Origin of the sequence: Paenalcaligenes sp. Me131 (assembly GCF_050487225.1) — a bacterium.
In the GTDB taxonomy this organism is placed as follows: Bacteria; Pseudomonadota; Gammaproteobacteria; order Burkholderiales; family Burkholderiaceae_B; genus Paenalcaligenes.
Window position 1 is genome coordinate 1 of sequence record NZ_JBKQGY010000002.1, and the last position, 25,569, is coordinate 25,569.

A 25,569-nucleotide genomic window follows, 5' to 3' on the forward strand; every position below is an offset into this window, starting at 1 on the left:
AGGCAAACATCACCGCGTTGGTAATGATATACAGCAACATCGCGCTCATCGCGGCAGACTCCAACACAATCTTGCGTACGTCTTTAAGCTTAACGTCTTTGTATACCCACACGGCGATCACAAAGGCATACACCGCACTGATGGCAGCCGCTTCAGTGGGTGTAAACACGCCACTGTAAATACCGCCCATCACTACGACCACAAGCATCAGACCCCAGACGGAATCTTTGAAGGCTACCCAGCGTTCACGCATGCTGGCTTTAGGCATACGTGGGTAGTCCAGCTTCCATGCACGGTACATGGTGGTAATACCCAACATACATGCCAAGATCAAACCAGGCACCACACCCGCAATAAATAGCTGACCAATTGAGGCTGTACCGACGCGTACACCATCAGGGCCTTCTACCATCATGCCACTGGTTGCTACGGCGTACATCACCATCACAATAGAGGGCGGCAGCAAAATACCCAAGCCACCCGATGTGGACACAATACCGGTACCAAACTGTACTGGATAACCTTGTTTGGCCATCGCAGGGATCATGATGGAACCAATAGCCGCCACCGTCGCAGGAGACGAACCACTAATAGAGGCAAACAGTGCACACGCCAATACAGCGGCCAAACCCATACCGCCCGGCAAATGACCCACCATCGAGGAGGCAAATCGAATCATCCTCTGCGCCACCCCGCCGTGGGTCAAAAAGCCCCCTGCCAAAATAAAGAACGGGATCGCCATGATCTCGAACTTCTCAATACCGGTGAACAGTTTCAGAGCAATACTGTCCATGGGTACGCTGGTCATGGTGAACAAGAATGTCATCACCGTCAGACCTAGCGCGATGGATACCGGCATCCCTGTGAGCAGTAGCACGCCTAGCAGCGCGAAAATAATAAAACTGGTCATGCGGATTCTCCGTCTTTCCTCATATCATCCAACCACTCTTCGCCAGGCTCTTCGTGCTCGTACTCACCTCGGGTGAGGAACGCGTACAGCGCCTGCAAGAAACGGAAACACATCAACGCCGAACCAGCTGGTACAGCAAGGTACACAATCCACACAGGCACTTCCAAATCAGCGGACACTTGAGCTGTCTGGCTGATGCCATACACGAAGCTGCCACCAATCCATGCCACCAAAGCGGTAAACAACGCACCACCTAGCAAGGAAATCACGATCAACACTTTGCGCTTACCGGGGGACACAGCATTGACCAGCACGTCTACGCCCACGTGGATACCCGTACGCACGCCATAGGCAGCACCAAACTTAGCCATCCACACAAACAGGTAGATACACAGCTCTTGCGCCCACAACATATTCACGCTCACTACCGAACGGTAAGCGGAGCGCAACACGGCCGCCATCTGTGGATAATCATGCGATCTAGACCACGCCACCATATCTGCCAGCAACGACACAGAGTAACGCTGTGTCACAGCGACAAAAATAATCAGCACGGCCGCAATCATTAATAAAGAGATCAGAATCTCTTCAAACTTATCTAAAAAACGTAAAAACATGGCTTCTCCGAGACCAGTACACCCCGCGCGGCAACGCCACAGCGGGGTCAGGGTCAAGCCTATAAGATGTGGTCTATACCACTGACCTGAAAACCAGAAAAACTGGCGCAGTGCTGCGCCAGCTCATGACGTGGTTTTATTCAACAGCTTTGTACACAGCGTCGATGGTTTCCTGACCAATGCGGGAAGCCATTTGCTCATGTACAGGACGCAACTGAGTGATCCACTCTTGACGCTCTTCATCTGTCAGATCGTAGAACGTAGTTTTGCCAGAGGCTTTCATCGCAGCCAAGGACTCGTCGTTTTCTTGCTGAGCGATTTCGTTAGCGTATTCAGTCGCTTCTTCCATCGCTTTTTCTAGCTGTGTACGAGTCTCTTCATCCAGACCTTCCCAGAACTTCTTGTTCACGATAACGGCATAGCCCAAGTAACCGTGATTAGAGTTGGTCGCGTGCTTTTGCACTTCGTGCATTTTCTGGGTGTACATGTTGGATGGTGGGTTCTCGGTACCATCTACCACGCCAGTTTGCAGGCCTTGGTATACCTCAGAGAAAGCCATTACCTGTGGAACAGCATCCAATGCTTGCATCTGCGCTTCCAACACTTTGGAAGATTGGATACGCATTTTCAGGCCCAAGAAATCGTCAGGAGTATGCAAAGGGGAGTTCGCACTCATGACCTTGAAACCGTTATCCCAATAGGCCAACCCTTTAATACCTTTAGGCTCTAGTTTTGCTAGCAAATCTTTACCAACTTGGCCGTTGGTGACTTTACGCAGATCGTCTTTTGTTTCAAAGATAAATGGCAAGTCAAACACTTCAAATTCGCGCACGCCCAAAGGACCAAACTTAGCTAAGGACGGAGCCAACATTTGTACAGCACCCAATTGCAAGGCTTCCAGTTCCTCTTTATCCTTGTACAGTTGGGAGTTTGGATATACCTCTACCACTACTTTGCCATCGGTATATTCTTCCGCCAGTTGTTTGAAACGGTCTGCGCCTTTACCTTTTGGTGTATCAGGGGCCACCACGTGACTGAACTTGATCACGAGTGGATCAGCTGCCCACGCACTAGATGCCATCAGTGCTGAGGCAACCAGCGTCAGTGTAAAGATCTTTTTCATTCTTTCCCCTCCATGACCCTGCAGGTCTATTTGCAAATGTTATAAAAAAACGAATACCCCGCAGAGTAAAAATATTTTTTTTCTTCCTCTATTGTGGAAATCCGAAGTAACCACCTATATGCGTATTTTTAGCAGCACTTTTCAGGGTAAACACCTAAGCGGCTCATCCAGATTGAACGCCTTTATGAGCTACGCACCGATTTTAGCTATCGCTATTATCGTGATCCTGATTACGCTGTTTATTCTGTTATTACGCAAAGATCGTGTTGATGAGTTACGCACTAAACTGATTGAAGATGCATTATGGGTTGAGCAAAATTTATTCTTCCAATTACGCACTCATGAAGAAAACATTGAGCGACTGGCACAAGAGATTAGTAAAGGGCAAGATCCAAATGTTTTACTCACACGCCTGCAGCATGTAAAAGATATACACCCTGAATTACAAGTCATCAGTTGGTTTGACCAGCAGCGAGAAGCCCCTCTTACATTGCCTCGAGGGTATAACCCGCTACCTGCAACAGCCCCCTTACCTCGCTTCAAGGCATGGTTTCCTGCCCGCCAAGATGAACAACTCAACGAAGTGCTGGTGGATTTCCAAGTCCCTATTTTCGGTGCCAACAATCAACCTACTGGGCTATTACGCACCTCGTTATCGCTTAACCAGTTGCTCACCAGCCAAATACCGTGGTGGGTGGCTGGCCAGTATGAGATTGTTCTGGTCGATAACAACAGTGATAGGGTCATTGCCAGACGAGTCAATGCCGCGCTAAAGACCAGTGAACTCAGCCACAGCATGTCGGTAGACCCACCCTTACACGGTGTGAGGCTGCAATTAAAACCCTACACCTCTGGCTCTACTTCTACCCAAACACTACTGATCATTGTGATCGTAGGCTTAGCTATTTTTGCCATCATCAGCTTATTGGTGCAGTACTACTACGCCCGCAAACGCCAACAAGCCGAACACGCTTTGTTAGATGAGCAAGCCTTTAGACGAGCCATGGAGAACTCCATGACCACGGGTATGCGTGCCCGCGACCTAGAAGGCCGTATTCTCTATGTCAACCCTGCTTTCTGTAGACTGGTGGGCTGGGAAGCCAATGAGATTATTGGTCTTGCACCACCCATGCCGTGGTGGCCACCAGATATGGTGAATGAAACGCTAGATAGGCATTACCAACAAAATCGCATGCCTACCGCCCAAAGCTTTGAGACTCGCTTTCAGCATCGTGACGGCTCTATTCTGGATATACAGGTACACGAAGCCCCGCTGATTAATAATCAGGGTAAGCACATGGGCTGGATGGGCTCTATTATTGATATCTCATCGCGCAAAGCCCAAGAAGAACGTACAAGCCAACAAGCCGAGCAGCTACAAAAAACAGCCCACTTAATGAGTATGGGTGAAGTCGCCTCTACCTTGGCACACGAACTCAATCAGCCTTTATCTGCGGTGGCGAGCTATGCGGCAGGTTGCTTGAATTTACTGGAAGATACTGACAGCAGCCCTGACGACCTACGCAGTGGTCTAAAAAACTTGGCCGCACAAAATAAGCGTGCTGGTGAAATCGTCCGACGTACTAACGACTTTGTGCGTAAACGTGAGCCTTTGGTTCAGTCAGAGAAATTGCGGCCCATCGTGCTCGATAGCTTGGGCTTTATCCATAATGAGATGCTTAAACACAAGGTACGTGTCACCTTGGATATTCCTGAAGCTGAGCTGTACGTGATGGCAGATCGCATCATGATTGAACAAGTACTCTTCAATCTGCTACGTAATGCACTAGAAGCGCTCAAAAACCAGCCACTGGATCAGCGTAAAATAGAGATCAACGTTCAGACCCGTGGCCAACACGCCTTGCTCGCCATCAGCGACCAAGGCCCCGGCGTTGCACCTGAAATGATGCCGTTGCTATTCCAGCCTTTTTCTACCAATAAGGTAAATGGTATGGGAATAGGATTAAACATCTGTAGATCTATCATTGAACTTCACCGAGGTACGTTATGGTATGAGTCCTCTGCCAGCCACGGTGCCACTTTCGTCTTTACCTTACCTCTTGCCAAACATGACTAACGCACGTTCATCGGCCATCGTACATATTATTGATGATGATCAGGCTATACGGGATGCCCTAGCATGGTTGTTCAAAACCCGTAAAGTACCTACCGAGCAATGGGACTCGGGCGAAAGCTTTCTGCAAGCTTGGCATCCTGAGCTCAACGGCTGTTTGCTGTTAGACATACGTATGGAAGGTTTATCGGGCCTAGAAGTGTTTGATCAGTTGCTAGAAAAAGGGGCTACGCAACCCGTGATCTTTTTAACCGGACACGGTGATCTGCCCATGGCCGTCGCATCTCTCAAACGGGGGGCCGTGGACTTCATTGAAAAGCCTTTCAATGACAACGACCTTGTGGATAGAGTGCTGGAAGTACTCAAAGACTATCAACTGCACCGTGATGAGCACCTGCGCCAGCAAGTGTGGCATGACAAACTAGCCTCATTATCAGCGCGTGAAAAACAAGTACTGCAACTGGCGCTGCAAGGCATGCTGAACAAACAAATTGCTGAAGTGCTAGACGTCAGTATGCGCACTATTGAAGTACACCGTGCCCGAATTTTAGAAAAAACTGGCACCAAAAATTTGTTGGAACTTGCCCGTGTCTGTGGGAACGAAAACTTTATGCCCACCGATAACCTTGAATCCTGAGCCAGTTCAATACTGTGCCACCATGACATGCCTATAATAAGGCAACCCTGTAGATTAACCCCTAGCTTCTGTTTCTCATCATGGCGAACACACCTTCTTCTACCGGCTTCGGTATCCCAGGCTCAGACGCTCGTTTGAGTCATCTTGACGAAAGCGGCAGCGTTCGCATGGTGGACATCAGCCATAAAAACCTGAGCGCCCGTTCTGCTACGGCATACGGACGTGTACGTCTGGGCGAGCATGCCTTTGCTCTACTTTCTGCGCAAGATAACGCTAAAGGCGAAGTACTAACCACCGCGCATATTGCCGGGATTCAAGCCGCCAAACGCTGTGCAGAACTCATTCCTTTATGCCATAGCCTGCCGCTGGCTGTGGTCACTATAGAATTCACCATCGACGCCCCCAACAGCAGTGTGATTATTCATGCCACCTGTAAAACCACTCACGGCACTGGGGTAGAAATGGAAGCCATGACCGCATGTAGCGTGGCTGCACTAACGATTTACGACATGTGCAAGGCCGCAGACAAAGGTATCGTGATTGAAACGTTACGACTGCTGCACAAATCAGGCGGCAAAAGCGGGGAATGGCATGCAACAGAGGAATCCGCTCATGACTAATGCATCGTCTATCACCGTACTGTATTTTGCCCAAGTGGCAGAGTTAACTGGCACACGCCAAGAAAGCTGGCCCTTGTCTGCCGAAATCTCAGTAGCGGATTGGGTTGAAAGCCTAGTGGCACGCTATCCCCAATTAGCACCGCTACAACGTCGACTAAAAATTGCCGTCAATCAAGAATACGCCCACAAGCAAACACCGATACACGTCGGTGATGAAGTAGCTGTATTTGAGCCTGTTACCGGAGGCTAATGATGGTCACCGTACAAGAAGCCGATTTCAACGCGCAAGAACTGATACAGCAGTTGTACAAGCAACACCCCGGCCAGACTGGTGCCCTGCTAAGCTTTATTGGTTACGTACGCGATTATCAACCCGAACACCCCACTGAAGCGCTAATACTGGAACACTATCCGGGCATGTGCGAACGCGAAATTGAAGCCCTTTGCACGCAAGCCAAAGAACGCTGGGATATTCTCGCCACCCGTGTCGTGCACCGTGTTGGCACCTTGCACCGTGATGAGCAAATTGTGTTTGTAGCCGTCAGCAGTATTCACCGTGGCGAAGCTTTCAAAGCCTGCGAATACATTATTGATGCACTCAAAACCCGCGCCCCCTTCTGGAAACGCGAACAACTGCAAGACGGCCAAAAAATCTGGGTACAGCAACATGAGTCTGATGCCCAAAAAACTGCTTTATGGGATAACGACTGATCATGAGCCTGCTAGATTTTGATATTGCCCAACAACGCCTGGTAGACGCAGGCAAACCGTTAGACCGCACAGAGTCCGTTCAACTGCATAACTCACGAGGCAGAGTGCTGGCAGAAACCGTACATGCCGCCTTGAATATCCCCCCCGCAGACAATAGCGCGATGGATGGTTACGCCATTCGTTTTGCCGACTACCACACCGATAAAGCGTTGCCCATACAACAGCGTGTGTATGCCGGTGATGTGCCTGAAGCACTGCAAGCAGGCTACGCGGTACGTTTGTTCACTGGCAGTTTGATTCCTGCAAATGCCGACACCGTTGTCATTCAAGAACTGTGCTCTGAAGACGATAACCAACTACGCATTCTAGAAGCCCCCATCAAAGGGCAACACGTGCGCTACGCTGGTGAAGACATGGCGCAGCAGCAACCAATTCTGCAACGTGGCACCTTACTGGATAGCAGCCACATCGCTATGTTGGCAGCACAAGGCATCGTTGAAGTTCAGGTATATGATCGCTTACGCGTGGGGATTCTAACGACTGGAAACGAACTCACTGAGCCCGGCCAACCCTTAAAAACCGGGCAAATTTATAACTCTAATGCCTCTATGCTGCGCGCCTTAGCGCAAGAAATGCAGACAGAGGTTACGCACGTTATACACGCCCCCGATACACTGGAAAGCATTCAGGCTGCACTGGAAAAGCTCAGTCACGAATGTGATCTAGTCCTAACGGTAGGTGGTGTTTCAGTGGGCGATAAAGACTTAGTCAAACCGGCCATTGAAGCTGCTGGTGGTGAATTGCAACTATGGAAAGTGCGCATGAAACCCGGTAAACCCGTTGCGCTGGCTACGCTCAACAACACCTCAATTATTGGTCTTCCAGGTAACCCTGTATCGGCTTATGCAGTCTTTGCGCTGATGGTGACACCGCTGGTTCGTGTGTTGCAGGGCCGTTCAATCGCCTTGCCTCGCACCAGCTATGGCAAGCTAGACTGCGATGAAACCCTGCATGGGGCCCGCGAAGAATTCCTACGTGTGCAAGCCATTACTCGTGAGGATGGTTCTCTGCACCTTCTGCCCTACCCTCAACAAGGTTCCGGCATTATTAGCTCTTTAGCATGGGCTACAGGCTTGGCCAGAGTACCTGCCGACACCGACGTCACGCCCGGCACTCAAGTACGTTATTACGACTTTGCCCACTGGTGCGCGTAGCAGCACCACCTGATTGGCAGCTAGCCGCGCAGTGATTGCGCGTGCTGCCAATCTTCAGGCGTATTCACATTCAAGAATTCCGCCTCGGCAGCGTCACCAAAGTGCACTGTCTTAGCATTCACCGATGCATACCAACTTTGTACGCGGCGCTCGCCTTGAGCCAAATAGTCGTGTAAAGACTCTACTAAATCAGTACGTAATAAGGCGCACAGTGGATGTGCTTGCACCGCATACGCATAATGAATAGCCACCTCTGGTGACAGAGACGCTTGCTGCACCATGGTGCGAATCACCTGATCCGACACAAAAGGGCTGTCTACGGGGAGGGTCACAATGTAGTCAGCCTGACTACGACGCATCACCGCGAGCATTCCTGCCAACGGCCCTTGAGCTTCGTATTCGCCATCACCCACCACCTCGCCCCACGCTGCATAATCGGCTTGGTGCGCATTAGCGCTAATAAAGAGCTGCTGACAATACGGGCCTAAGCGTTTGGTGGCATGCTCAGCAAAAGATAGCCCCTCTAGCGTGAGCAAACCTTTATCTACTGCCCCCAAGGCTTGCATGCGACGGGATTGCCCGCCCGCTAGAATTAGCCCATCAATGCGCATCTCAACCACCTATATAGCTCATCTCTACTTTTTCGGCGTGCTGCCCTACTTCGCCACGCACTTCAGAATAACGGTCTTTTCTGGCTCGCCATGTACCTGCTAATAAGCCCGCCAATGCATCGTCTGTCGCACCTGCACGCAGCGGGCCTCGTATATCCACCCCTTGAGAAGCAAATAAGCACAGGAACAAACGCCCCTCAGGAGACAAGCGCACACGGGAACAGTCACCACAGAAGGGTTGGGATACGCTGGTAATCATACCTACTTCACCGGCACCATCCACATAGCGATAACGCCCCGCCACTTCACCCGTGTAATTTGCTCGCACAGGCTCTAAAGGATAGTGCTCGTGAATGCGGGATACGATTTCGGCACCCGTCATCACTTCCTGCATGTTCCAGCCATTGCTATTGCCCACATCCATATACTCAATAAAACGCAGTATATGCGGCGTATTGCGGAAATATTCGGCCATGGGCAAGATTTGATCGTCGTTCAACCCCTTGCGCACCACCATATTAACTTTGACAGGAAAGAGACCTTCGGCACTCGCTTTTTCTATGCCGTCTAACACTTGGCGTACCGAGACTTTGCTATCGCTTAAGTGCGTAAAACGGGCATCATCCAAGGCATCTAGACTGACCGTCACCCGTTGCAAGCCTGCTTGTTTCAGGTCACGAGCTTTGGCTGCTAATAATGTGCCATTGGTGGTCATGGCCAGCTCTACTGGTTTGCCATCAACAGTACGTAATTGCGCCAACATATGCACTAAGTCTTCAATGCGTCTGCGCAGTAACGGCTCGCCACCTGTTAGGCGTATTTTGCGTACGCCCATGCGCACTGCCAACCCCGCAACTCGCGTGATCTCTTCAAAGCTTAATAACTGTTTTTGCGCTAAGAACTCGTGCTCAGGCCCGAAGATCTCGCGCGGCATACAGTAAGTACAACGGAAATTGCATTTATCCGTAACGGAGATACGCAAATCATGCAGTGGACGCCCTAACTGATCCTTCACCCCGCTTTCGGCAAGAGGGATCACTCGTGGTGACGCCTGCTTAGGAGACGAATTTGTCATGCTTGTAGTGTGCTGAGTAATTTGTGTCAGGCTTTTATTCATTGCCCCTCCGCAGTACCGTAACGGAGACATTATTTTATGGTTCCATTATCAGCCATCATGCTGATAATGAAGCACTTTTGCCGCAGAAGTGTTGCGTATACCGTTCGCTAGGCTACGATATAGCGGGCAACTTTTCCGTACCAAAGGCTTCATCCAGACCCATAACCGTACCGATCCCTTCAGCCTGATAGCCTATTAACTGACTCATATAGCCACGGTAATCATCGCCCCGTATGAGGGCCAAAAACCGTTTAATCAGCTCAGACTCTAGGATGTCTTTGTGCACAGCAAAGAAGTAGCGCTCTCTGGCGATAGGGATGAAATCCAACCCACATCTACAGGCAGCGGTTTCTACGCCAAAGCCCACATCAGCCATGTCACTAGCAACGTGTGCTGCTACCGCCATGTGCGTCAGTTCGGTGCTGTCATAGCCTTGGATATTATTGGAATCTAAATTCAGGTCTTGAATAATTAGCCCCAACAAATGGCGTGTGCTAGAACCTATTTGTCGGTTCACAAAACGCACATCAGGGCGCAAGAGATCCTCTACACCACGCACCCCTTTAGGGTTGCCGTGCTGTACAAATAATCCTGTATTGCGATCACTCAAGAAAATCAGTTGGTGCTGATCAGGACGCAGCCATGCACTGTAATGATGCAATGCCTGAGACTGATACTTACCTAGTGGTACTTGAAAACCCGCAATATCACACTCACGTCGCAGCAGCGAATTCAACGCTTCTATCGCCGTTCTATAACGTAGCTCTAGCGGCAAATACGATAGGTCGTTAGCCAGACGCATCAAGCCTTCTACGGCAAAACCATGGCTGGCGTGCAAACGCAGCCGTGGCGGCTCGGTCGCATATAACCTAGAAAGCTCTTCTTGCAGCTCCGACGCCATACTTTCTAGCATGGGCATCAATCGAGCATGCACGCGGCGGTTTGCCCACAACAATCGTTTGGCAAATTGTGTCAGGGTTGTCCCTTGTCTGCGGGATGTTTCAATCAGGCTGGCTTGGAACTGTTGCTCTGCCTGACGCAAGACCCCCCAAGCATGCCTGTACGACAACGAACAAGCTTTAGCTGCCCCGGTGATATTGCCAGTGCTTTCGATAGCGCCCAATAAATTCAACACCTCGCCTAATTTAAAGGCGACGCCATCGTGATTTTCCAATACCCATTCGGCCTCAATTTGGGCCTTAAATTGGTTGCTCATCTACTGTCCTTTTGATGAGTATTAACCCTTAATTATGTAATTGTTTGCATATTATGCTTGTTGAATATGCAAGTGTTTTCCTATTGATATATTTGTGTTTGCTTTGTAGATTAAGGAAAAACATTATTTATATTATGCAAATAAATTCATATAAGCAACCTCAGAATACCCAAATTCTGATGTTTTAGGATGTACACCATGCATATCCCTTCTCATGTCAGTCAATTTGAACCCGCTGACGGCCACTATCAGGCAATTGTGGATGCTGCTATTGCGGCCCACGCCCACAAAAAGGGCAATTTGCTACCTATCCTGCACCATGTACAGGATGAAATCGGCTATCTACCAGATAGCGTCGTCGTGTTGGTGGCGCGTGCGCTTAGCCTATCGCGCGCAGAAGTCCATGGCGTGATCACTTTCTACAGCCATTTCCGTCAGAAACCTGCTGGTAAACATGTGCTGGAAGTCTGTATGGCCGAGGCCTGTCAGGCCATGCGTAGCGAGGCCTTGGCCGCGCACGCACGTCAAAAGCTGTCCTGTGATTTCCACGAAACTTCGCCCAATGGCGACATTACCCTTGAGCCCGTCTACTGTTTGGGCCTCTGTGCCCAATCTCCTGCTGTGATGCTTGATGGCAAACCGCACGCACGCATGAACCCAGATCGTCTGGATGCACTGCTTGCCAAGGAAGGAGTACAAAAATGAGCACAGCCCCTTTACGACTGTATGTACCCGCCGACACCGCCGCTATTGCAATGGGTGCCGATGAGGTAGTTGCTGCCATTTTGCAACACGCTGCCGAGAAAAACATAGAAGTTGAGCTGGTACGCAACGGCTCTCGCGGCATGCTGTGGTTAGAACCCTTGGTTGAAGCCTGTACACCCGAAGGCCGTGTCGCCTTCGGCCCCGTGACTCCAGATGACGTAGAAAGCCTATTTGCCGCTGAGTGGAAAACACACCCACTATGCCACGGCCTAACTGAAGAAATTCCTTACCTAAAAAACCAAGAGCGCCTGACTTTCGCCCGTGTGGGTGTGATTGATCCGCTTAACTTGGATGAGTACCAAGCGCACGGTGGTTTTGAGGGGTTAAAACGCGCCCTAACCATGGCACCGGCAGACATCGTCAAAATGGTGACGGATTCTGGTTTACGTGGACGCGGTGGTGCCGCCTTCCCTACCGGCATCAAATGGAATACGGTACTGAATGCCAAAGCAGACCAAAAATACATAGTCTGTAATGCCGACGAAGGCGACTCGGGCACGTTTTCTGACCGTCTATTGATGGAAGGCGACCCCTGTACGCTGATAGAGGGGATGACCATTGCCGGTCTGGCAGTGGAAGCCACCTCGGGTTATATCTACGTGCGTTCTGAATACCCTCTGGCGATTCAAGCACTGGACCACGCCATCAAACGTGCTTATGAAGCGGGCTGGCTAGGCAACAACATTGCCGGTAGTGGCAAAACCTTTGACCTAGAAGTGCGCAAAGGCGCTGGCGCTTATATTTGCGGTGAAGAAACCTCGCTACTAGAAAGCTTAGAAGGAAAACGTGGGGTGATTCGTTTCAAACCCCCACTGCCTGCTCTGCAAGGTTTCTTGGGTAAACCTACCGTGGTGAACAACGTCATTTCGTTGGCCTCGGTACCCACTATCTTGGCCAAAGGCGGCGAATACTACCGTGACTACGGTATGGGTCGCTCACGCGGCACCTTAGCCTTCCAATTAACCGGCAACCTAAAACAAGGTGGTCTGGTAGAGAAAGCCTTTGGTATTACCCTGCGCGAACTGCTGTATGACTACGGTGGCGGCTCTGCGACAGGCCTACCTTTACGTGCGGCCCAAGTTGGTGGCCCATTGGGTGCTTACCTGCCTGAAAAACACTGGGATGTACCTATGGATTACGAAGCCTATGCTGCCGTATCCGCAATGGTAGGTCACGGTGGCATCGTGGCCTTTGACGAAACTGTAGACATGGGTCACATGGCTGAATACGCCATGAAGTTCTGTGCCATCGAATCCTGTGGTAAATGCACCCCCTGTAGGGTGGGTTCTACCCGTGGCGTAGAAGTTATTCAGAAAATCCGCCGCAACGAAAAACGCGAAGACAACGTAGAACTGTTGCGCGATCTCTGTGACACCATGCTTGCTGGCTCACTGTGTGCATTAGGCGGTATGGCCCCCGTGCCTGTGCTGTCTGCCCTTGAGCACTTCCCCGCTGACTTTGGTCTGGAGTCGCAGGCAACTGCGGCAGACGCCAGTCAGCAACCCGCCTAAAGGAGCCCACTATGCTAGAAACTGTTGCCGTACGCGAACGCGATCTAGGGACTCCGGCATCCCTAAGCACCACCATGATCGAACTGACCATTGATGGTCAACAGGTCGTGGTGCCCGAAGGTACCTCTGTGATGCGTGCTGCTGCCCTAGGTGGCATCAACATCCCCAAACTATGTGCCTCGGACATGCTAGAGCCTTTTGGTTCCTGCCGCGTCTGTTTGGTTGAGATTGAAGGCCGCCGTGGTACGCCCGCGTCCTGTACCACCCCTGCCGAAGCAGGCATGGTGGTAACTACCGAAAACGAAAGACTCAACAAACTGCGTAAAAACGTGGTTGAGCTGTATGTGTCTGACCACCCACTGGACTGCTTGATGTGTCCTGCTAACGGTAATTGCGAACTGCAAGACACCGTAGGCGTAGTGGGCCTGCGTAACGTGCGTTACGGTTTTGAGGGTGCTACCCACGTACACGAAAGCAAAGACACCTCTAACCCTTACTTCACCTACGACTCCTCGCACTGTATTGTGTGTAGCCGCTGTGTGCGTGCCTGTGAGCAAGTACAAGGTACGTTTGCACTGACCGTAGAAGGCCGTGGTTTCGAGTCCCGTATTGCGGCAGGCCAAAGCGATGCGTTCTTAGACAGCGACTGTGTGTCCTGCGGTGCTTGTGTACAAGCCTGCCCTACCTCTGCTTTGATGGAGAACTCAGTCATTGAACTGGGTCAGCCAGAGCACGCGGTCATCACTACCTGCGCATACTGTGGTGTGGGTTGTGGTTTCAAAGCCGAGATGAAAGGCGAAGAAGTGGTGCGCATGGTGCCATGGAAAGACGGTAAAGCGAACCGTGGTCACTCCTGCGTGAAAGGCCGTTTCGCGTTTGGTTATGCCACACACGCCGATCGTATCCTCAAACCCATGATCCGCAAGAGCATCCAAGATGCCTGGACCGAAGTGTCATGGGAAGAAGCGCTAAATTACGCAGCGTCTGAAATCCGCCGTATTCAAGATAAATATGGTCGTGACTCTGTGGGAGGTATTACCTCCTCACGTTGTACCAACGAAGAAACCTACTTGGTACAAAAGTTGGTACGTGCCGCATTCGGTACTAACAACGTAGATACCTGCGCTCGAGTGTGTCACTCCCCTACCGGTTATGGTCTGAAACAAACGCTGGGCGAGTCTGCTGGTACACAAACCTTTGACTCGGTGATGCACACCGACGTGGCGATTGTGATTGGTGCCAACCCTAGCGATGCCCACCCCGTATTCGCATCACGCCTGAAACGCCGTATCCGCGAAGGCGCACGTTTGATCATTGTTGACCCTCGTGCTACTGAGCTTGTGGATTCCCCTCACATCAAGGCCGACTACCACTTGCCACTGCGCCCAGGCACGAACACAGCCATGCTGACCGCGTTGGCACACGTGATTGCTACCGAAGGCCTGATCGCCGAAGAGTTCGTGCGCGAACGCTGCGAAGACCAATCCTTTAACGACTGGCGTGAGTTTGTGAGCCGCCCTGAGAACTCTCCAGAAGCCACTGAAGAGATCACTGGCGTTGCCGCACATTTGGTACGTGGTGCTGCGCGCTTGTACGCAACGGGTGGTAACGGTTCTATTTACTACGGTCTGGGCGTAACCGAACACAGCCAAGGCTCCACAACAGTGATGGCTATTGCTAACTTGGCGATGGCTACCGGTAACATTGGCCGCGAAGGCGTGGGTGTGAACCCGCTGCGTGGTCAAAATAACGTGCAAGGTTCGTGTGACATGGGTTCTTTCCCACACGAGTTGCCAGGCTACCGTCACATTTCCAACAACGAAGCTCGTAGCGAGTTTGAAAGTGAATGGGGCGTGACGCTGCAACCTGAACCCGGTCTGCGTATTCCAAACATGTTTGATGCAGCGCTGAGCGGCTCATTCAAAGGCTTGTACTGCCAAGGGGAAGACATTGTTCAGTCTGACCCAGATACACAGCACGTTGCTGCTGCCTTGGCATCGATGGAGTGCATTATCGTTCAAGACCTGTTCCTGAACGAAACTGCCAAGTACGCTCACGTGTTCTTGCCAGGCTCTTCTTTCATGGAAAAAGACGGTACCTTCACCAACGCCGAACGCCGTATTTCTCGCGTACGCAAAGTGATGGAGCCCAAAAATGGCATGGCTGACTGGGAAGTGACCTGCGCGTTGTCCAACGCCTTGGGTTACCCCATGCTGTACAAACACCCACGCGAGATCATGGACGAAATCGCACGCCTCACACCTACCTTTACGGGTGTGTCGTACCAGCGCATTGATGAGCTGGGTGGTAGCGTACAGTGGCCATGTAACGCCGATGCGCCTGAAGGCACCCCAACCATGCACATTGATGAGTTCGTGCGCGGTAAAGGTAAATTCATCATTACGCAGTACGTGCCTACCGATGAACGTAGTACCCGCAAGTTCCCCTTGCTGCTCACTACTGGCCGTATCTTGTCGCAGTACAACGTGGGCGCACAAACCCGCCGTACCGCAAACGTGGCATGGCACAAAGAAGACATTCTGGAACTGCACCCACACGATGCAGAAGACCGTGGCGTACGTACAGGTGACTATGTAGCGGTGAAAAGCCGTGCCGGTGAAACAGTACTGCGTGCAACTGTAACCTCGCGTATGCAACCCGGTGTGGTCTACACCACGTTCCACTTCCCTGAATCAGGGGCGAACGTGGTCACCACCGACAGCTCTGACTGGGCAACAAACTGCCCTGAGTACAAGGTCACGGCGGTACAGATCAGCAAGGTAACCTCTGGCCAAGTCTCTGACTGGCAGTCACGCTGGTCACGCTTTAACGACATCCAACAACAGTTGCTGGATGAAGCTCGAGCGCCAGAAGAAGCTGAGGAAAGTCTTGCTGTCGCAACACCTGTCAGCCAAGACAAAAAACCAGCATTGAGTACCCAAAGCTAATCGCGGGAGCTGTCATGCTTACGGATGAATGCATCTCCCTACCTCAGACCGCAGAAGGTCTGGCAACGTTTCAAATCGTGCGGTGCGAGGCTTCCAGCCTTGCGCTGCATGAGATGCCAGACCTGATCGCCCAAGAGGTACCTATAGCGCTGCAATTCAATGGCATTAGCCATGCTGTATTGCTGGGTACGCCACTAGATCTGGAGGATTTGGCGGTAGGTTTCTCTTATACCGAAGGTATCGTACGCAGTCATAACGACATTTACGATATACAGGTGCAACACACCCCTGACGGTATTGTGATTGACCTAGATATTGCCAGCGCCTGCTTACAGCAGCTCAAGCTACGTAGACGGCAACTGGCTGGTCGTACAGGCTGTGGCTTGTGTGGCTTAGAAAGCCTGCAAGACGTCAAGCGTGCATTGCCAGCCTTGCCTGAGCCTTTCTATAACGTAGCCCCTGCTGCTATAGTGAGCGCCCTGCACCAGTTGCGTCAGCAGCAAGTGTTGCACCAAAAAACAGGTGCCACCCATGCCGCAGCACTGGCAAACCTAGCGGGAGAGATTCAGGTTATTCGTGAGGATGTAGGCCGACACAATGCACTGGACAAGCTCATTGGCCACCTGCTGCGTAATGATGCGTTGGCAATGGCAGCGCAAAGTATGGCGCTGGTTTCTAGCCGCGCCAGCTTTGAAATGGTGCAGAAAACGGCTGCTGCCGGTATTCCTACCTTGGTTGCCGTGTCTGCACCCACCACCCTTGCCACACAACTCGCAGAAGATCTCAACCTATTACTCATAGGTTTTGGACGTGAACAGCATTTCAATGTTTACAGCCACCCACAACGTTTACTGTCTTTTTAATTTTGGGCGATAGAGTATGAATAGTAAAAGCCTGATACCGATGATCAATCGCATAGGAACTTTTTTTGAGTCTCAACCTAACCGTGAGGAGTCTCTAGAAGGTATTGCCAACCATATCCGCTTGTTCTGGGATCCCCGCATGCGGCAATCCTTGTACAACTACGTAGATCAACACCCTGATGGCAAAAGCGAAAGAGGCGAGCTCTCTGCCATTGTTATGGAGTCTATTACCCGCTACAGGGACAAGCTGGACCCTGCAGCCCCAACCGCCTGAGCTGTTTGTAGTACCTGACCGGGGCAGTCTATCCCCCGGCTCTCCTAGCTTCTTAAAAAACAATAGTACTAAACGCCAACTACAAGCATATGGCGCATAAGGAGACAAACATGAGCACTTCCAACGCTCAAGCTTCCAATGGCTTTTTCAGCAAAGCCCGTATTACAGCAGGTCCTGGTTTTAACCGCTGGATGATTCCTCCAGCCGCTCTGGCAGTACACCTATGTATTGGTCAAGCTTATGCTTTTTCCGTTTTCAATGAACCCATGACCCGACTGCTGGGGATTACCTCCTCTGCACCTGGCGACTGGAGTTTGCCCACTCTAGGCTGGATTTTCAGTTTGGCCATCGTCTTCCTGGGTTTATCCGCCGCATTCGCGGGTAAATGGTTGGAAGAAGTAGGCCCCCGCAAAGCCATGTTCACTGCAGCCTGCTGTTTTGGTGGTGGCTTTATGGTGGCTGCACTAGGCATACACCTACACCAAATTTGGCTCGTGTATTTAGGTTATGGGGTGCTGGGGGGGATAGGGTTGGGGGTAGGCTATGTTTCGCCTGTTTCCACCCTAATCAAGTGGTTCCCCGATAAGCGCGGTATGGCTACTGGTATGGCCATCATGGGCTTTGGTGGTGGTGCATTCATTGCCTCGCCGTTGTCGGTAGGCTTAATGGATTACTTTGCCTCACCTACGTCTATGGGGGTCACGCAAACCTTTGTGGTAATGGGGTGTTTGTACTTTATCTCCATGACCATTGGTTCCTTGGCGGTACGTATCCCTGCACCAGACTGGAAACCTGAGGGTTGGACACCACCCGTAGTACAAAACGCGCTGATTTCTCGCAATCACGTACACATTGATCAAGCATTGAAAACACCGCAATTTTGGTTGTTGTGGTGGATTCTGTGCTTGAACGTGACTGCAGGTATTGGGGTATTGGGCCAAGCCTCGGTGATGATCCAAGATAGCTTTGCTAGTATCACACCTGCCGCTGCCGCTGGGTTTGTAGGCTTGCTGTCCTTGGCTAACATGCTGGGCCGTTTCTTCTGGTCATCCGTATCCGATTACATTGGCCGCAAAACCACCTACATGATCTTCTTCATCTTGGGGTCTGTGCTGTACTTCACCGTACCAGGCTTTGGCTCTGCCGGTAACGTAGCACTGTTCGTGATTGCGTACTTCGTAATTATGTCCATGTATGGCGGCGGCTTTGCCACGATTCCAGCCTACTTGGCTGACCTCTTTGGTACACGCTTTGTAGGGGGGATCCACGGTCGCCTGCTAACGGCATGGTCGGTAGCGGGTGTGCTGGGCCCTGTGCTGGTGAACTACATTCGTCAGTACCAAGTCGATAACGGTGTACCGGCTTCGCAAGCCTATACCACCACCATGTACATCATGGCGGGGCTATTAGTGATTGGTTTCTTGTGTAACCTGATGGTTCGCCCTGTAAGTGCCAAACACCATATGCCTTCCGATAAACCTGCAGACGCATCACTGCGCTCTCTGCAGCCCGCTGAGTAACAGGAGACCGTTATGACACAACCTACCTCTGCCACTGTCAAAAAGACCTCTCCTGTACTGCTAGTCCTATTCTGGCTGTACGTGAGCATACCCTTGCTCATCGGTGTATGGGAAACCCTGGTAAAAGCCAGCGCGCTGTTTAAATAGGCAATAAAAATGCTACTGTGCTCAGCGCAGTAGCAGTTTCTATTTCCTGCGATGCCTTGGCTACCCTTCAGTGTGAGTTACATCTTTCACACTGCTACCAAGCAAGTTACACGCAATAAAAAAAGCCACGTAATGTGGCTTTTTTATTTAATCAACAGTAGCGCAACGCTTAGTCGTTCTCTTGTTGATTTACACGGTACACCAGCACGGCGCAGCGAGCCATGTTCAATACTTTGGCGGTTACGCTACCCAGCAACAAGCGGGACAAACCGCTACGGCCGTGTGAACCGATAAAAATCAGGTCGCAACCTTCTTCTTCAGCGGCTTTCACTAGACCATCAGCCACATTGAAGTTGGACACAGAGCGGGAAGTCACTGGCACGCCAGCTGTTTCAGCACGATCCAATACCGCTTTCAAGTATTTATTCGCTTGTTCAGAAGCTGTTTTTTCGTAGTCTTCGTCGGTGATAGCGTAGGCGGCTGCCATGCCATCAAAACCCACAGTGGCTGCAAAAGGCTGAGTGACGTGCAATGCTACTACTTCAGCGCCGATCTGTTTTGCAAAAACTACCCCTTTGTTGGCTGCCTGAGACGACAATGCAGAACCATCTGTAGGGATCAGAATTTTTTTGAACATGAGAATACTCCCCATTGAATAAATACGATTACCAATAGCCTAAGCCTATTACTCCGTCGCAGCAATACTGAATTACCGCAATACTTGAGTTATATCAGGCTTCCGTGGCCGCATAGTACAAGTTGGCACAACGCGTGCCGGTACGACAATATGCCAAGATGGGCTGAGGCATACTTTGCAGCAGACCAGCAAAGGTCTCTACGTTATCTACTGTCATCTGGCCGCTGACCACAGGCTGGTACACCACATGCAACCCAGCGGTTTTTGCGGCGTTCATGACATCGTCCGAGGCTGGCTGGTTCGCGCCGCCTTCACCGTCTGGGCGATTAATAATCACACTTTTAAATCCGGCTTCGGCTACTGCTTGCATATCATCTGCACTCAGCTGAGGGGCCACGGCAAAATCATCATTAATACGGTGAAAGTCAAATGCCATCCTACACTCCGAAAATACTGAAAATCATCAAGTCCCTATAGTAAACAGTAGTCGTCACTTTGTGATAGCCCTTTTAGACTTAAAAACTTGTCACAGCGTTTAACTTGACCCATTCTAGGCATAGCCATAAGATGAGTTTTATATTCATCTTATGTAGTAACAACACCCAATCATGACCCTAGATACCTACGAAGAACATGAAATCCATCAACTGGTGCATGACTTCTACGACGATATACGCGTACATGCCGTATTAGGCCCCATCTTTAACCAACACATCACCGATTGGGATCACCACTTAGCCACCATGGTGGATTTCTGGTCTTCACTACTGTGCCGTAGCGCCCGTTACTCTGGCTCACCGATGATGAAACACGCACGCTTACCTGAACTAAGCGCTGAGCTATTCTGTGCCTGGCTAGCTCAATTCGAGATCAGTACCTCACGTCATCCCAATCAACAACTGGCTAATCATGCGCGAGAGTTTTCTAAACGCATCGCCCGCAGTTTATGGATGGGTTACCAAATAGACCAAAACCCTGATCAGCCGCCTCGTGAGCTGAACTGTGGTGAATCATGCGCTTAAACCGCAGCAGCGATCACGCGCTGCGGTTAATGATGTACTTGGCGGCTAACCCCGAACAACGTCACACCATCGCAGACATCGCGGCACACTACGCTATTTCCCGTATGCACCTGATGAAGATTGCTCACCAACTGAGCCTACACGGCTGGGTAGAGAGCAGTCGTGGCAAAGGTGGTGGACTGCAGCTAGCACACCCTGCTCACACCATACTCATAGGCCAGTTGCTGCGCCAAACCGAAGCTGACTGCCAATTGGTGGAATGCATGGGGCCAGAGTCCTCCTGTGTGCTGCAGGGCTGCTGCAAACTGACAGGTGTTCTCTACGGGGCGTTACAGGCTTTTTTTGCGTATTTGGATCGCTATACGCTGGCTGATCTGGTGAACGATGATGGGCTACAACGGATGCTGCAGCCTCAAAATAAAGGGCAGTAAACCTAACCATATTCAAAGTAATCGTGGGATGGAGAGGTAACTTTTGCGATGTGGTGTCTCAAATCACAAAAAGCTTTTCTATAGTTCCCGGCGTGTGCAATGAATGCAGCATCAACGTACTCATCACTGGCTGCTGTAGCTAGCACTGCGAAAAGTATTTTTTAATTTGTGCACCAAATAAAAAAATACTTTCCTCCGTTTTCCCTTCATCGCTTGCCACGATTTTTAGTGTGGTCGCCGTTGAAATGAGTGCGTACTTTTGTGGCAGATGAAAGGGGCAGATTTACCAATTTCTGAAGATATCTGCGTATTCAGTGGGCTGATAATTTCGGCACTTGCTGCGCTCATCAAAAAGCCAAGCGGCATTTTCTGATGCTACAGTTGACATACAGACCTATCTAAACACCTGCATCCCAATTGGATCAAGCTTTGCCAACAAACCAAAAGAAAGGGCTGTAAATCTCACTACACTCAGATCAACCGGGGGACGGAGAGGAAACTTTTTTGATTTGGTGTACAAATCACAAAAAGTATTCCTGCAGTTCCCAGCGCGTGCGATGAATACCGCAGCATACTCACCTCCGGTAGCCATAGTCTTCATCCTCTCAGCAATAAAGACCGCTAAAAACAAAAAACCTCTGGCTACACACCAGAGGTTTATGCACAACTACGTTTACGTAGAGCCGTTTACGCTTTTAACGTATCACACCGAACTGTGCCGGGTTGTACACGCAGCTTTTCCAATACTTGCTCAGACACAGGCGCATCCACATCCGTCACGGCATAGCCCAACTGACCACGTGTTTGCAACTGCTGCCCCACAATGTTCAAGCCACTTTCAGCCAACACATTGCTAAGCGCCCCCATTGCACCGGGAACGTTCTGGTGCATATGCAAAATACGCGCCGCACCGGCACATTCTACGTACGGTACTTCAGGGAAGTTCACCGCCCCTTTAGTCGCCCCACTACGTGAGAACAGCACCAGTTTTTCAGCAACTTCACGCCCAATGTTTTCTTGAGACTCTTGTGTGCTACCACCAATGTGCGGTGTTAGGATCACGTTGTCTAAACCACGTAATGGGCTATCCAAAGGCTCGTTCACACCTTTAGGCTCAACCGGAAACACGTCTAGTGCTGCACCAGCCAAATGGCCGCTTGTCAACGCGGCGTGCAAAGCATCAATGTCAACCACCGTACCACGCGACGCGTTGATCAAAATAGAACCTGGCTTCATTTGCGCCAGTGTTTGCTCATTAATGATGTTCTTAGTACGTTCACCACCCGGTACGTGCAAGGTCACGATATCGGACTGCTCAAGCAACCGTTTCAGGGAGACAAAAGGTTTAGTGTTACCCAATGGCAGTTTGGTTTCTACGTCATGGAACAGCACGCGCATACCCAAGGCCTCTGCCAAGGTACCGATTTGCGAACCGATGTTGCCGTAACCAATAATACCCAGTGTTTTACCGCGAATTTCGTACGCGCCTTCGGCGGACTTATCCCAGAAGCCTTGGTGTACACGGGCATTTTTCTCGGGGATACGACGCAACAATAAAATGGCTTCGCCCAGCACCAGCTCGGCTACCGAACGCGTGTTAGAAAATGGTGCGTTAAATACAGGAATACCTGCTTGCGCCGCTACGTTTAGGTCTACTTGGTTGGTACCAATACAAAAACACCCAATCGCTTGCACCGAAGGCGCTGCCAACAGCACATTCTGATCCAACTGAGTACGAGAGCGTATACCCACAATTTCCGTGCCAGACAACGCGTCCAACAGCTCTTCGCCGTTGAGAGCAGACTTATACGTCACAATATCGGTATAGCCGGCTGCTTCAAAGACTTCGCGAGCACTGGGGTGGATATTTTCGAACAGAACAATACGCTTCATGAGAGTTCCCAGAACAAATAGGATAAAAATAGTACTGTTTATATCGTAAACCCTGCCTGAACCTGCTGGCAAGTGCATCTCACTGCTGTGCAGCTACGCCACACCCACAAAAAAGCCCAGCGTACTGCCGGGCTTTCTAGGCATAACCGTTGATTAGGAATCAAACGGTGTAGGACGTGGTGTGTCATCCGCAGAAGGCGGCAGGATTGGCAACACGATTTGTGGCTGCTTACCTGTCAACGACTTCAAAAACGCCACGATTTGGGCATTTTCTTCAGGCGTAAATTTCTTGCCCAACTGCAGTCTACCCATGATGTCTACCGCTTCGGTCAAGGTATTCACCGCACCGTCGTGGAAGTAAGGGTAAGTCATTTCCACGTTACGCAGTGTAGGCACTTTGAAGTTAAAGCGATCGGCATCAATACCTGTTACCGCTGCACGACCTTCGGCTGCGTTAGCGGTTTGGTATGGCTCAACTAGGCCCATTTTTTGGTAGGAACTACCGCCCAAGTTAGGACCGTTGTGACACGCAATACAGCCGCTGTTTTTAAACAGCTGATAGCCCGCCAACTGCTGATCTGTGATGGCATCTTTATCGCCTTTCAACCATAAGTCAAAAGGAGAATCCGGTGTGACCAGTGTCTCTTCAAATGCAGCGATGGCATCCGTTACTTCATCAATACCAATGACAGGCTTGTTGTACACAGCCTGAAACTCTTCCACATACTGAGGAATAGAGTTCAGCATGCCTACCGCCAGTTCGTGGGTAAAGCCCATTTCCATTGGGTTAGCAATAGGGCCACCAGCCTGTTCACGCAAGTCACCAGCACGACCATCCCAGAACTGAGCCAAGTTCAGGCTAGAGTTCAAGACGGTTGGTGAGTTGATAGGGCCTTGCTGCCATTTATCCCCGATAGAGGTAGGCAGGTTATCTGAACCACCACGACTCATGTTGTGACACGAGTTACAGGAAATGAACCCAGATTTGGACAAACGTGGTTCAAAGAACAGTTTTTTACCCAACTCGATTTTAGCTGGATCGCCTGCTTTTGCTTCGGGAATTGGTTGCACCGGTTCATTGCTTTGCGCCATAGCAAAGCTGGACATGCCCAGTGCAATCGACAAAGCAAGTACAGAGGCTCTTAATGGCTTCATAATGACTTCCTTCAAATTAAGTAGTGCCAGAATGACGGCAGGTAGAATCTTGATAAAACCCTACTGCTGTCACAACTACTCTAGCCCTCTTCCCTATGCCGCCCTTTGAGCCAACTCAAGTCTCGCTTAAACTTTGTCACATTTGTAGTAACAATCCCCTAAATGCGACAGGCAAAAAAAAGGCCCATGAAATGGGCCTTTAAAATAGACTTGCGCCATACAGCACCATATACCTTTTTGGTAGTTACGGTGCCACTACAGCGGCTACAGCGTCCACGAAGTAATCGATATTGCCACTGTTCAAACCAGGTACGCACACACGACCGGATTCCAGCATGTACACACCAAATTCATCACGCAAGCGCAGAATTTGCTCTTTAGTCAAACCGGTGTAGCAGAACATACCAAACTGATCCACAAAGTAGCTGGAATCGTAGTTCGGCGCTTTTTGTTTCAGCTTTTCGTGAGCCAGCTTACGCATGGTCGCAATACGATCACGCATTACAGCAACTTCAGCATCCCACTGTTTGAACAGTTCAGCGTCTTGCAATACAGCAGCAATGGCTTGCGCGCCTTGTGTAGGTGGGTTGGAGTACACACGACGGATCGTGGCTTTCAACTGGCCTTGCACACGGTTTGCTTCTTCTTTGCTTTGGCACACGATGGACAATGCACCGCAACGTTCGCCGTAGTAAGAGAAGTTTTTGGAGAAGGAGCTAGCAACCAAGAAAGTAAGGCCAGCATCTACCATGCTACGGATCACAGAAGTATCTTCTTCCAGACCACGACCAAAACCTTGGTAAGCGATATCCACAAATGGAATCAGATTGCGCTCTTTCAGCACAGGGATCAACTGAGCCCACTGCTCTGCACTAGGATCAACACCTGTAGGGTTGTGACAGCATGGGTTCAACACCACGATGGTGTGTGCTGGCAACGCGGCGATGTCTTCCATCATGGCTGTGAAGTTCAAGCCTTGAGTTGTCGCATCGTAGTAACGGTATGACGATGTAGGCACACCAGCACCTTGGAACACCGCATAGTAGTTATCCCACGCTGGATCGCTCACGCGTGCTTCAGCAGCAGGAAACGCTTTGTGCAGGAAATCAGCACCGATTTTCAGTGCGCCCGTACCACCCAGTGTTTGCACGGTTACAACGCGTTCGTCTTTAATCGCAACGCTATCTGCACCAAACAACAAATGCTGAACAGCCTGACGGTAGCTAGCCAGACCTTCCATAGGCAGATACGCTCGTGGCTTTTTCAACGCCGCACCGCGCTTCTCCGCTTCCTGGACTGATGCCAGTAAGGGAATTTTCCCTTCTTCATCATAGTAAAGGCCAATAGTCAGGTTCACCTTATCTTTACGTGGGTCAGCTTGGAACAGCTCAACCAACTTAAAGATAGGATCGCCAGCATATGCGTCAATATGTTCAAACATTATTGAAAATCCTCAGGATTCATGCGTTCACCTCATTCAATCAGGAACGCTTGCTATAAAACCGATGCAATTATCATAGAACCACATCTTAGTGAATTGTACTCATGCAAGG

At 50.5% G+C, this 25,569-nt stretch carries 26 protein-coding genes; 15 read left to right on the forward strand and 11 right to left on the reverse strand.

Going from position 1 to position 25,569, the window contains the following annotated elements; translation table 11 throughout:
- The 3 genes from ACLPHM_RS08215 to ACLPHM_RS08225 all read right to left on the reverse strand — a co-directional run.
- Positions 1-910 (reverse strand): TRAP transporter large permease (locus tag ACLPHM_RS08215; protein ID WP_430220776.1); only part of this gene is annotated, 910 nt, incomplete at its 3' end.
- Positions 907-1,527, reverse strand: a complete 621-nt coding sequence (locus tag ACLPHM_RS08220; protein WP_430220777.1) for a TRAP transporter small permease — start codon at positions 1,525-1,527, stop codon at positions 907-909. The genes ACLPHM_RS08220 and ACLPHM_RS08215, both read right to left, overlap by 4 nt.
- Before the next feature lie 136 nt (positions 1,528-1,663).
- A complete protein-coding gene (locus tag ACLPHM_RS08225; RefSeq protein WP_430220778.1) occupies positions 1,664-2,650 on the reverse strand; it encodes a TRAP transporter substrate-binding protein in 987 nt (328 codons plus the stop codon).
- A gap of 184 nt (positions 2,651-2,834) precedes the next feature.
- Between ACLPHM_RS08225 and ACLPHM_RS08230 the strand changes: the two genes are divergently transcribed.
- The 6 genes from ACLPHM_RS08230 to ACLPHM_RS08255 all read left to right on the forward strand — a co-directional run bounded on the left by ACLPHM_RS08230 (position 2,835) and on the right by ACLPHM_RS08255 (position 7,906).
- Positions 2,835-4,727: a PAS domain-containing sensor histidine kinase gene (locus tag ACLPHM_RS08230; RefSeq protein ID WP_430220779.1), complete on the forward strand. Its 1,893-nt coding sequence runs from the start codon at positions 2,835-2,837 to the stop codon at positions 4,725-4,727.
- On the forward strand, positions 4,720-5,361 hold the full coding sequence (locus ACLPHM_RS08235; protein WP_430220780.1) for a response regulator transcription factor: 642 nt from the start codon (positions 4,720-4,722) through the stop codon (positions 5,359-5,361). Before ACLPHM_RS08230 ends, ACLPHM_RS08235 begins: the two co-directional genes overlap by 8 nt.
- Before the next feature lie 80 nt (positions 5,362-5,441).
- Positions 5,442-5,981, forward strand: coding sequence for a cyclic pyranopterin monophosphate synthase MoaC (gene moaC, locus ACLPHM_RS08240; RefSeq protein WP_135864006.1), 540 nt, complete (start codon positions 5,442-5,444; stop codon positions 5,979-5,981).
- Positions 5,974-6,231 carry a molybdopterin converting factor subunit 1 gene (gene moaD, locus ACLPHM_RS08245; protein WP_430220781.1) on the forward strand — a complete coding sequence of 86 codons (258 nt, stop codon included), beginning with the start codon at positions 5,974-5,976 and terminating at the stop codon, positions 6,229-6,231. The genes moaC and moaD overlap by 8 nt, the downstream gene beginning before the upstream one ends.
- 2 nt (positions 6,232-6,233) lie before the next feature.
- The gene (locus ACLPHM_RS08250; RefSeq protein ID WP_430221378.1) at positions 6,234-6,692 is read left to right on the forward strand and encodes a molybdenum cofactor biosynthesis protein MoaE; all 459 of its coding nucleotides are present in this window, start codon (positions 6,234-6,236) and stop codon (positions 6,690-6,692) included.
- An 8-nt stretch (positions 6,693-6,700) separates the two neighbouring features.
- A complete protein-coding gene (locus tag ACLPHM_RS08255) occupies positions 6,701-7,906 on the forward strand; it encodes a molybdopterin molybdotransferase MoeA (protein WP_430221379.1) in 1,206 nt (401 codons plus the stop codon).
- A 20-nt stretch (positions 7,907-7,926) separates the two neighbouring features.
- Here ACLPHM_RS08255 and mobA read toward each other — a convergent pair whose 3' ends face one another.
- The 3 genes from mobA to ACLPHM_RS08270 all read right to left on the reverse strand — a co-directional run bounded on the left by mobA (position 7,927) and on the right by ACLPHM_RS08270 (position 10,850).
- Entirely contained in the window at positions 7,927-8,517 is a 591-nt protein-coding gene (mobA, locus tag ACLPHM_RS08260; RefSeq protein WP_430220782.1) for a molybdenum cofactor guanylyltransferase MobA, read from the reverse strand.
- Position 8,518: 1 nt separating this feature from the next.
- A complete protein-coding gene (gene moaA / locus ACLPHM_RS08265) occupies positions 8,519-9,592 on the reverse strand; it encodes a GTP 3',8-cyclase MoaA (RefSeq protein WP_430220783.1) in 1,074 nt (357 codons plus the stop codon).
- Between the two features lie 154 nt (positions 9,593-9,746).
- Positions 9,747-10,850 (reverse strand): substrate-binding domain-containing protein, encoded by a 1,104-nt coding sequence (locus tag ACLPHM_RS08270; RefSeq protein WP_430220784.1) that lies wholly within the window; start codon positions 10,848-10,850, stop codon positions 9,747-9,749.
- Between the two features lie 198 nt (positions 10,851-11,048).
- On the opposite strand from ACLPHM_RS08270, the gene ACLPHM_RS08275 reads away from it, so the two are divergent.
- The 7 genes from ACLPHM_RS08275 to ACLPHM_RS08305 all read left to right on the forward strand — a co-directional run bounded on the left by ACLPHM_RS08275 (position 11,049) and on the right by ACLPHM_RS08305 (position 18,878).
- Entirely contained in the window at positions 11,049-11,555 is a 507-nt protein-coding gene (locus tag ACLPHM_RS08275) for a formate dehydrogenase subunit gamma (protein ID WP_430220785.1), read from the forward strand.
- Complete coding sequence (locus ACLPHM_RS08280) at positions 11,552-13,126, forward strand: formate dehydrogenase beta subunit (protein ID WP_430220786.1); 1,575 nt, start codon at positions 11,552-11,554, stop codon at positions 13,124-13,126. Before ACLPHM_RS08275 ends, ACLPHM_RS08280 begins: the two co-directional genes overlap by 4 nt.
- 11 nt (positions 13,127-13,137) lie before the next feature.
- On the forward strand, positions 13,138-16,074 hold the full coding sequence (gene fdhF, locus ACLPHM_RS08285; protein WP_430220787.1) for a formate dehydrogenase subunit alpha: 2,937 nt from the start codon (positions 13,138-13,140) through the stop codon (positions 16,072-16,074).
- 14 nt (positions 16,075-16,088) lie between these two features.
- Positions 16,089-16,937 carry a formate dehydrogenase accessory sulfurtransferase FdhD gene (gene fdhD, locus ACLPHM_RS08290; protein WP_430220788.1) on the forward strand — a complete coding sequence of 283 codons (849 nt, stop codon included), beginning with the start codon at positions 16,089-16,091 and terminating at the stop codon, positions 16,935-16,937.
- A gap of 16 nt (positions 16,938-16,953) precedes the next feature.
- Positions 16,954-17,211, forward strand: coding sequence for a formate dehydrogenase subunit delta (locus ACLPHM_RS08295; protein ID WP_430220789.1), 258 nt, complete (start codon positions 16,954-16,956; stop codon positions 17,209-17,211).
- 110 nt (positions 17,212-17,321) lie between these two features.
- Positions 17,322-18,731 carry an L-lactate MFS transporter gene (locus ACLPHM_RS08300; protein ID WP_430220790.1) on the forward strand — a complete coding sequence of 470 codons (1,410 nt, stop codon included), beginning with the start codon at positions 17,322-17,324 and terminating at the stop codon, positions 18,729-18,731.
- Between the two features lie 12 nt (positions 18,732-18,743).
- A complete protein-coding gene (locus tag ACLPHM_RS08305) occupies positions 18,744-18,878 on the forward strand; it encodes an MFS transporter small subunit (protein WP_430220791.1) in 135 nt (44 codons plus the stop codon).
- 169 nt (positions 18,879-19,047) lie between these two features.
- On the opposite strand, the gene ACLPHM_RS08310 is transcribed toward ACLPHM_RS08305, so the two are convergent.
- Together ACLPHM_RS08310 and ACLPHM_RS08315 are read right to left on the reverse strand one after the other, a co-directional pair.
- Positions 19,048-19,515 carry a universal stress protein gene (locus ACLPHM_RS08310; protein ID WP_430220792.1) on the reverse strand — a complete coding sequence of 156 codons (468 nt, stop codon included), beginning with the start codon at positions 19,513-19,515 and terminating at the stop codon, positions 19,048-19,050.
- 94 nt (positions 19,516-19,609) lie between these two features.
- The gene (locus ACLPHM_RS08315; protein WP_430220793.1) at positions 19,610-19,951 is read right to left on the reverse strand and encodes a protein tyrosine phosphatase family protein; all 342 of its coding nucleotides are present in this window, start codon (positions 19,949-19,951) and stop codon (positions 19,610-19,612) included.
- A gap of 172 nt (positions 19,952-20,123) precedes the next feature.
- On the opposite strand from ACLPHM_RS08315, the gene ACLPHM_RS08320 reads away from it, so the two are divergent.
- Both ACLPHM_RS08320 and ACLPHM_RS08325 read left to right on the forward strand, forming a co-directional pair.
- Positions 20,124-20,537 carry a group III truncated hemoglobin gene (locus ACLPHM_RS08320; protein WP_430220794.1) on the forward strand — a complete coding sequence of 138 codons (414 nt, stop codon included), beginning with the start codon at positions 20,124-20,126 and terminating at the stop codon, positions 20,535-20,537.
- Positions 20,528-20,968 (forward strand): RrF2 family transcriptional regulator, encoded by a 441-nt coding sequence (locus ACLPHM_RS08325; RefSeq protein WP_430220795.1) that lies wholly within the window; start codon positions 20,528-20,530, stop codon positions 20,966-20,968. Before ACLPHM_RS08320 ends, ACLPHM_RS08325 begins: the two co-directional genes overlap by 10 nt.
- A 687-nt stretch (positions 20,969-21,655) precedes the next feature.
- On the opposite strand, the gene serA is transcribed toward ACLPHM_RS08325, so the two are convergent.
- From serA to ACLPHM_RS08340, 3 genes are all read right to left on the reverse strand, one after another.
- On the reverse strand, positions 21,656-22,861 hold the full coding sequence (gene serA / locus ACLPHM_RS08330; RefSeq protein ID WP_430220796.1) for a phosphoglycerate dehydrogenase: 1,206 nt from the start codon (positions 22,859-22,861) through the stop codon (positions 21,656-21,658).
- 153 nt (positions 22,862-23,014) lie between these two features.
- Positions 23,015-23,968: a cytochrome-c peroxidase gene (locus ACLPHM_RS08335; RefSeq protein WP_430221380.1), complete on the reverse strand. Its 954-nt coding sequence runs from the start codon at positions 23,966-23,968 to the stop codon at positions 23,015-23,017.
- A 292-nt stretch (positions 23,969-24,260) separates the two neighbouring features.
- On the reverse strand, positions 24,261-25,457 hold the full coding sequence (locus ACLPHM_RS08340; protein ID WP_430220797.1) for an amino acid aminotransferase: 1,197 nt from the start codon (positions 25,455-25,457) through the stop codon (positions 24,261-24,263).
- Positions 25,458-25,569 lie beyond the last annotated feature (112 nt).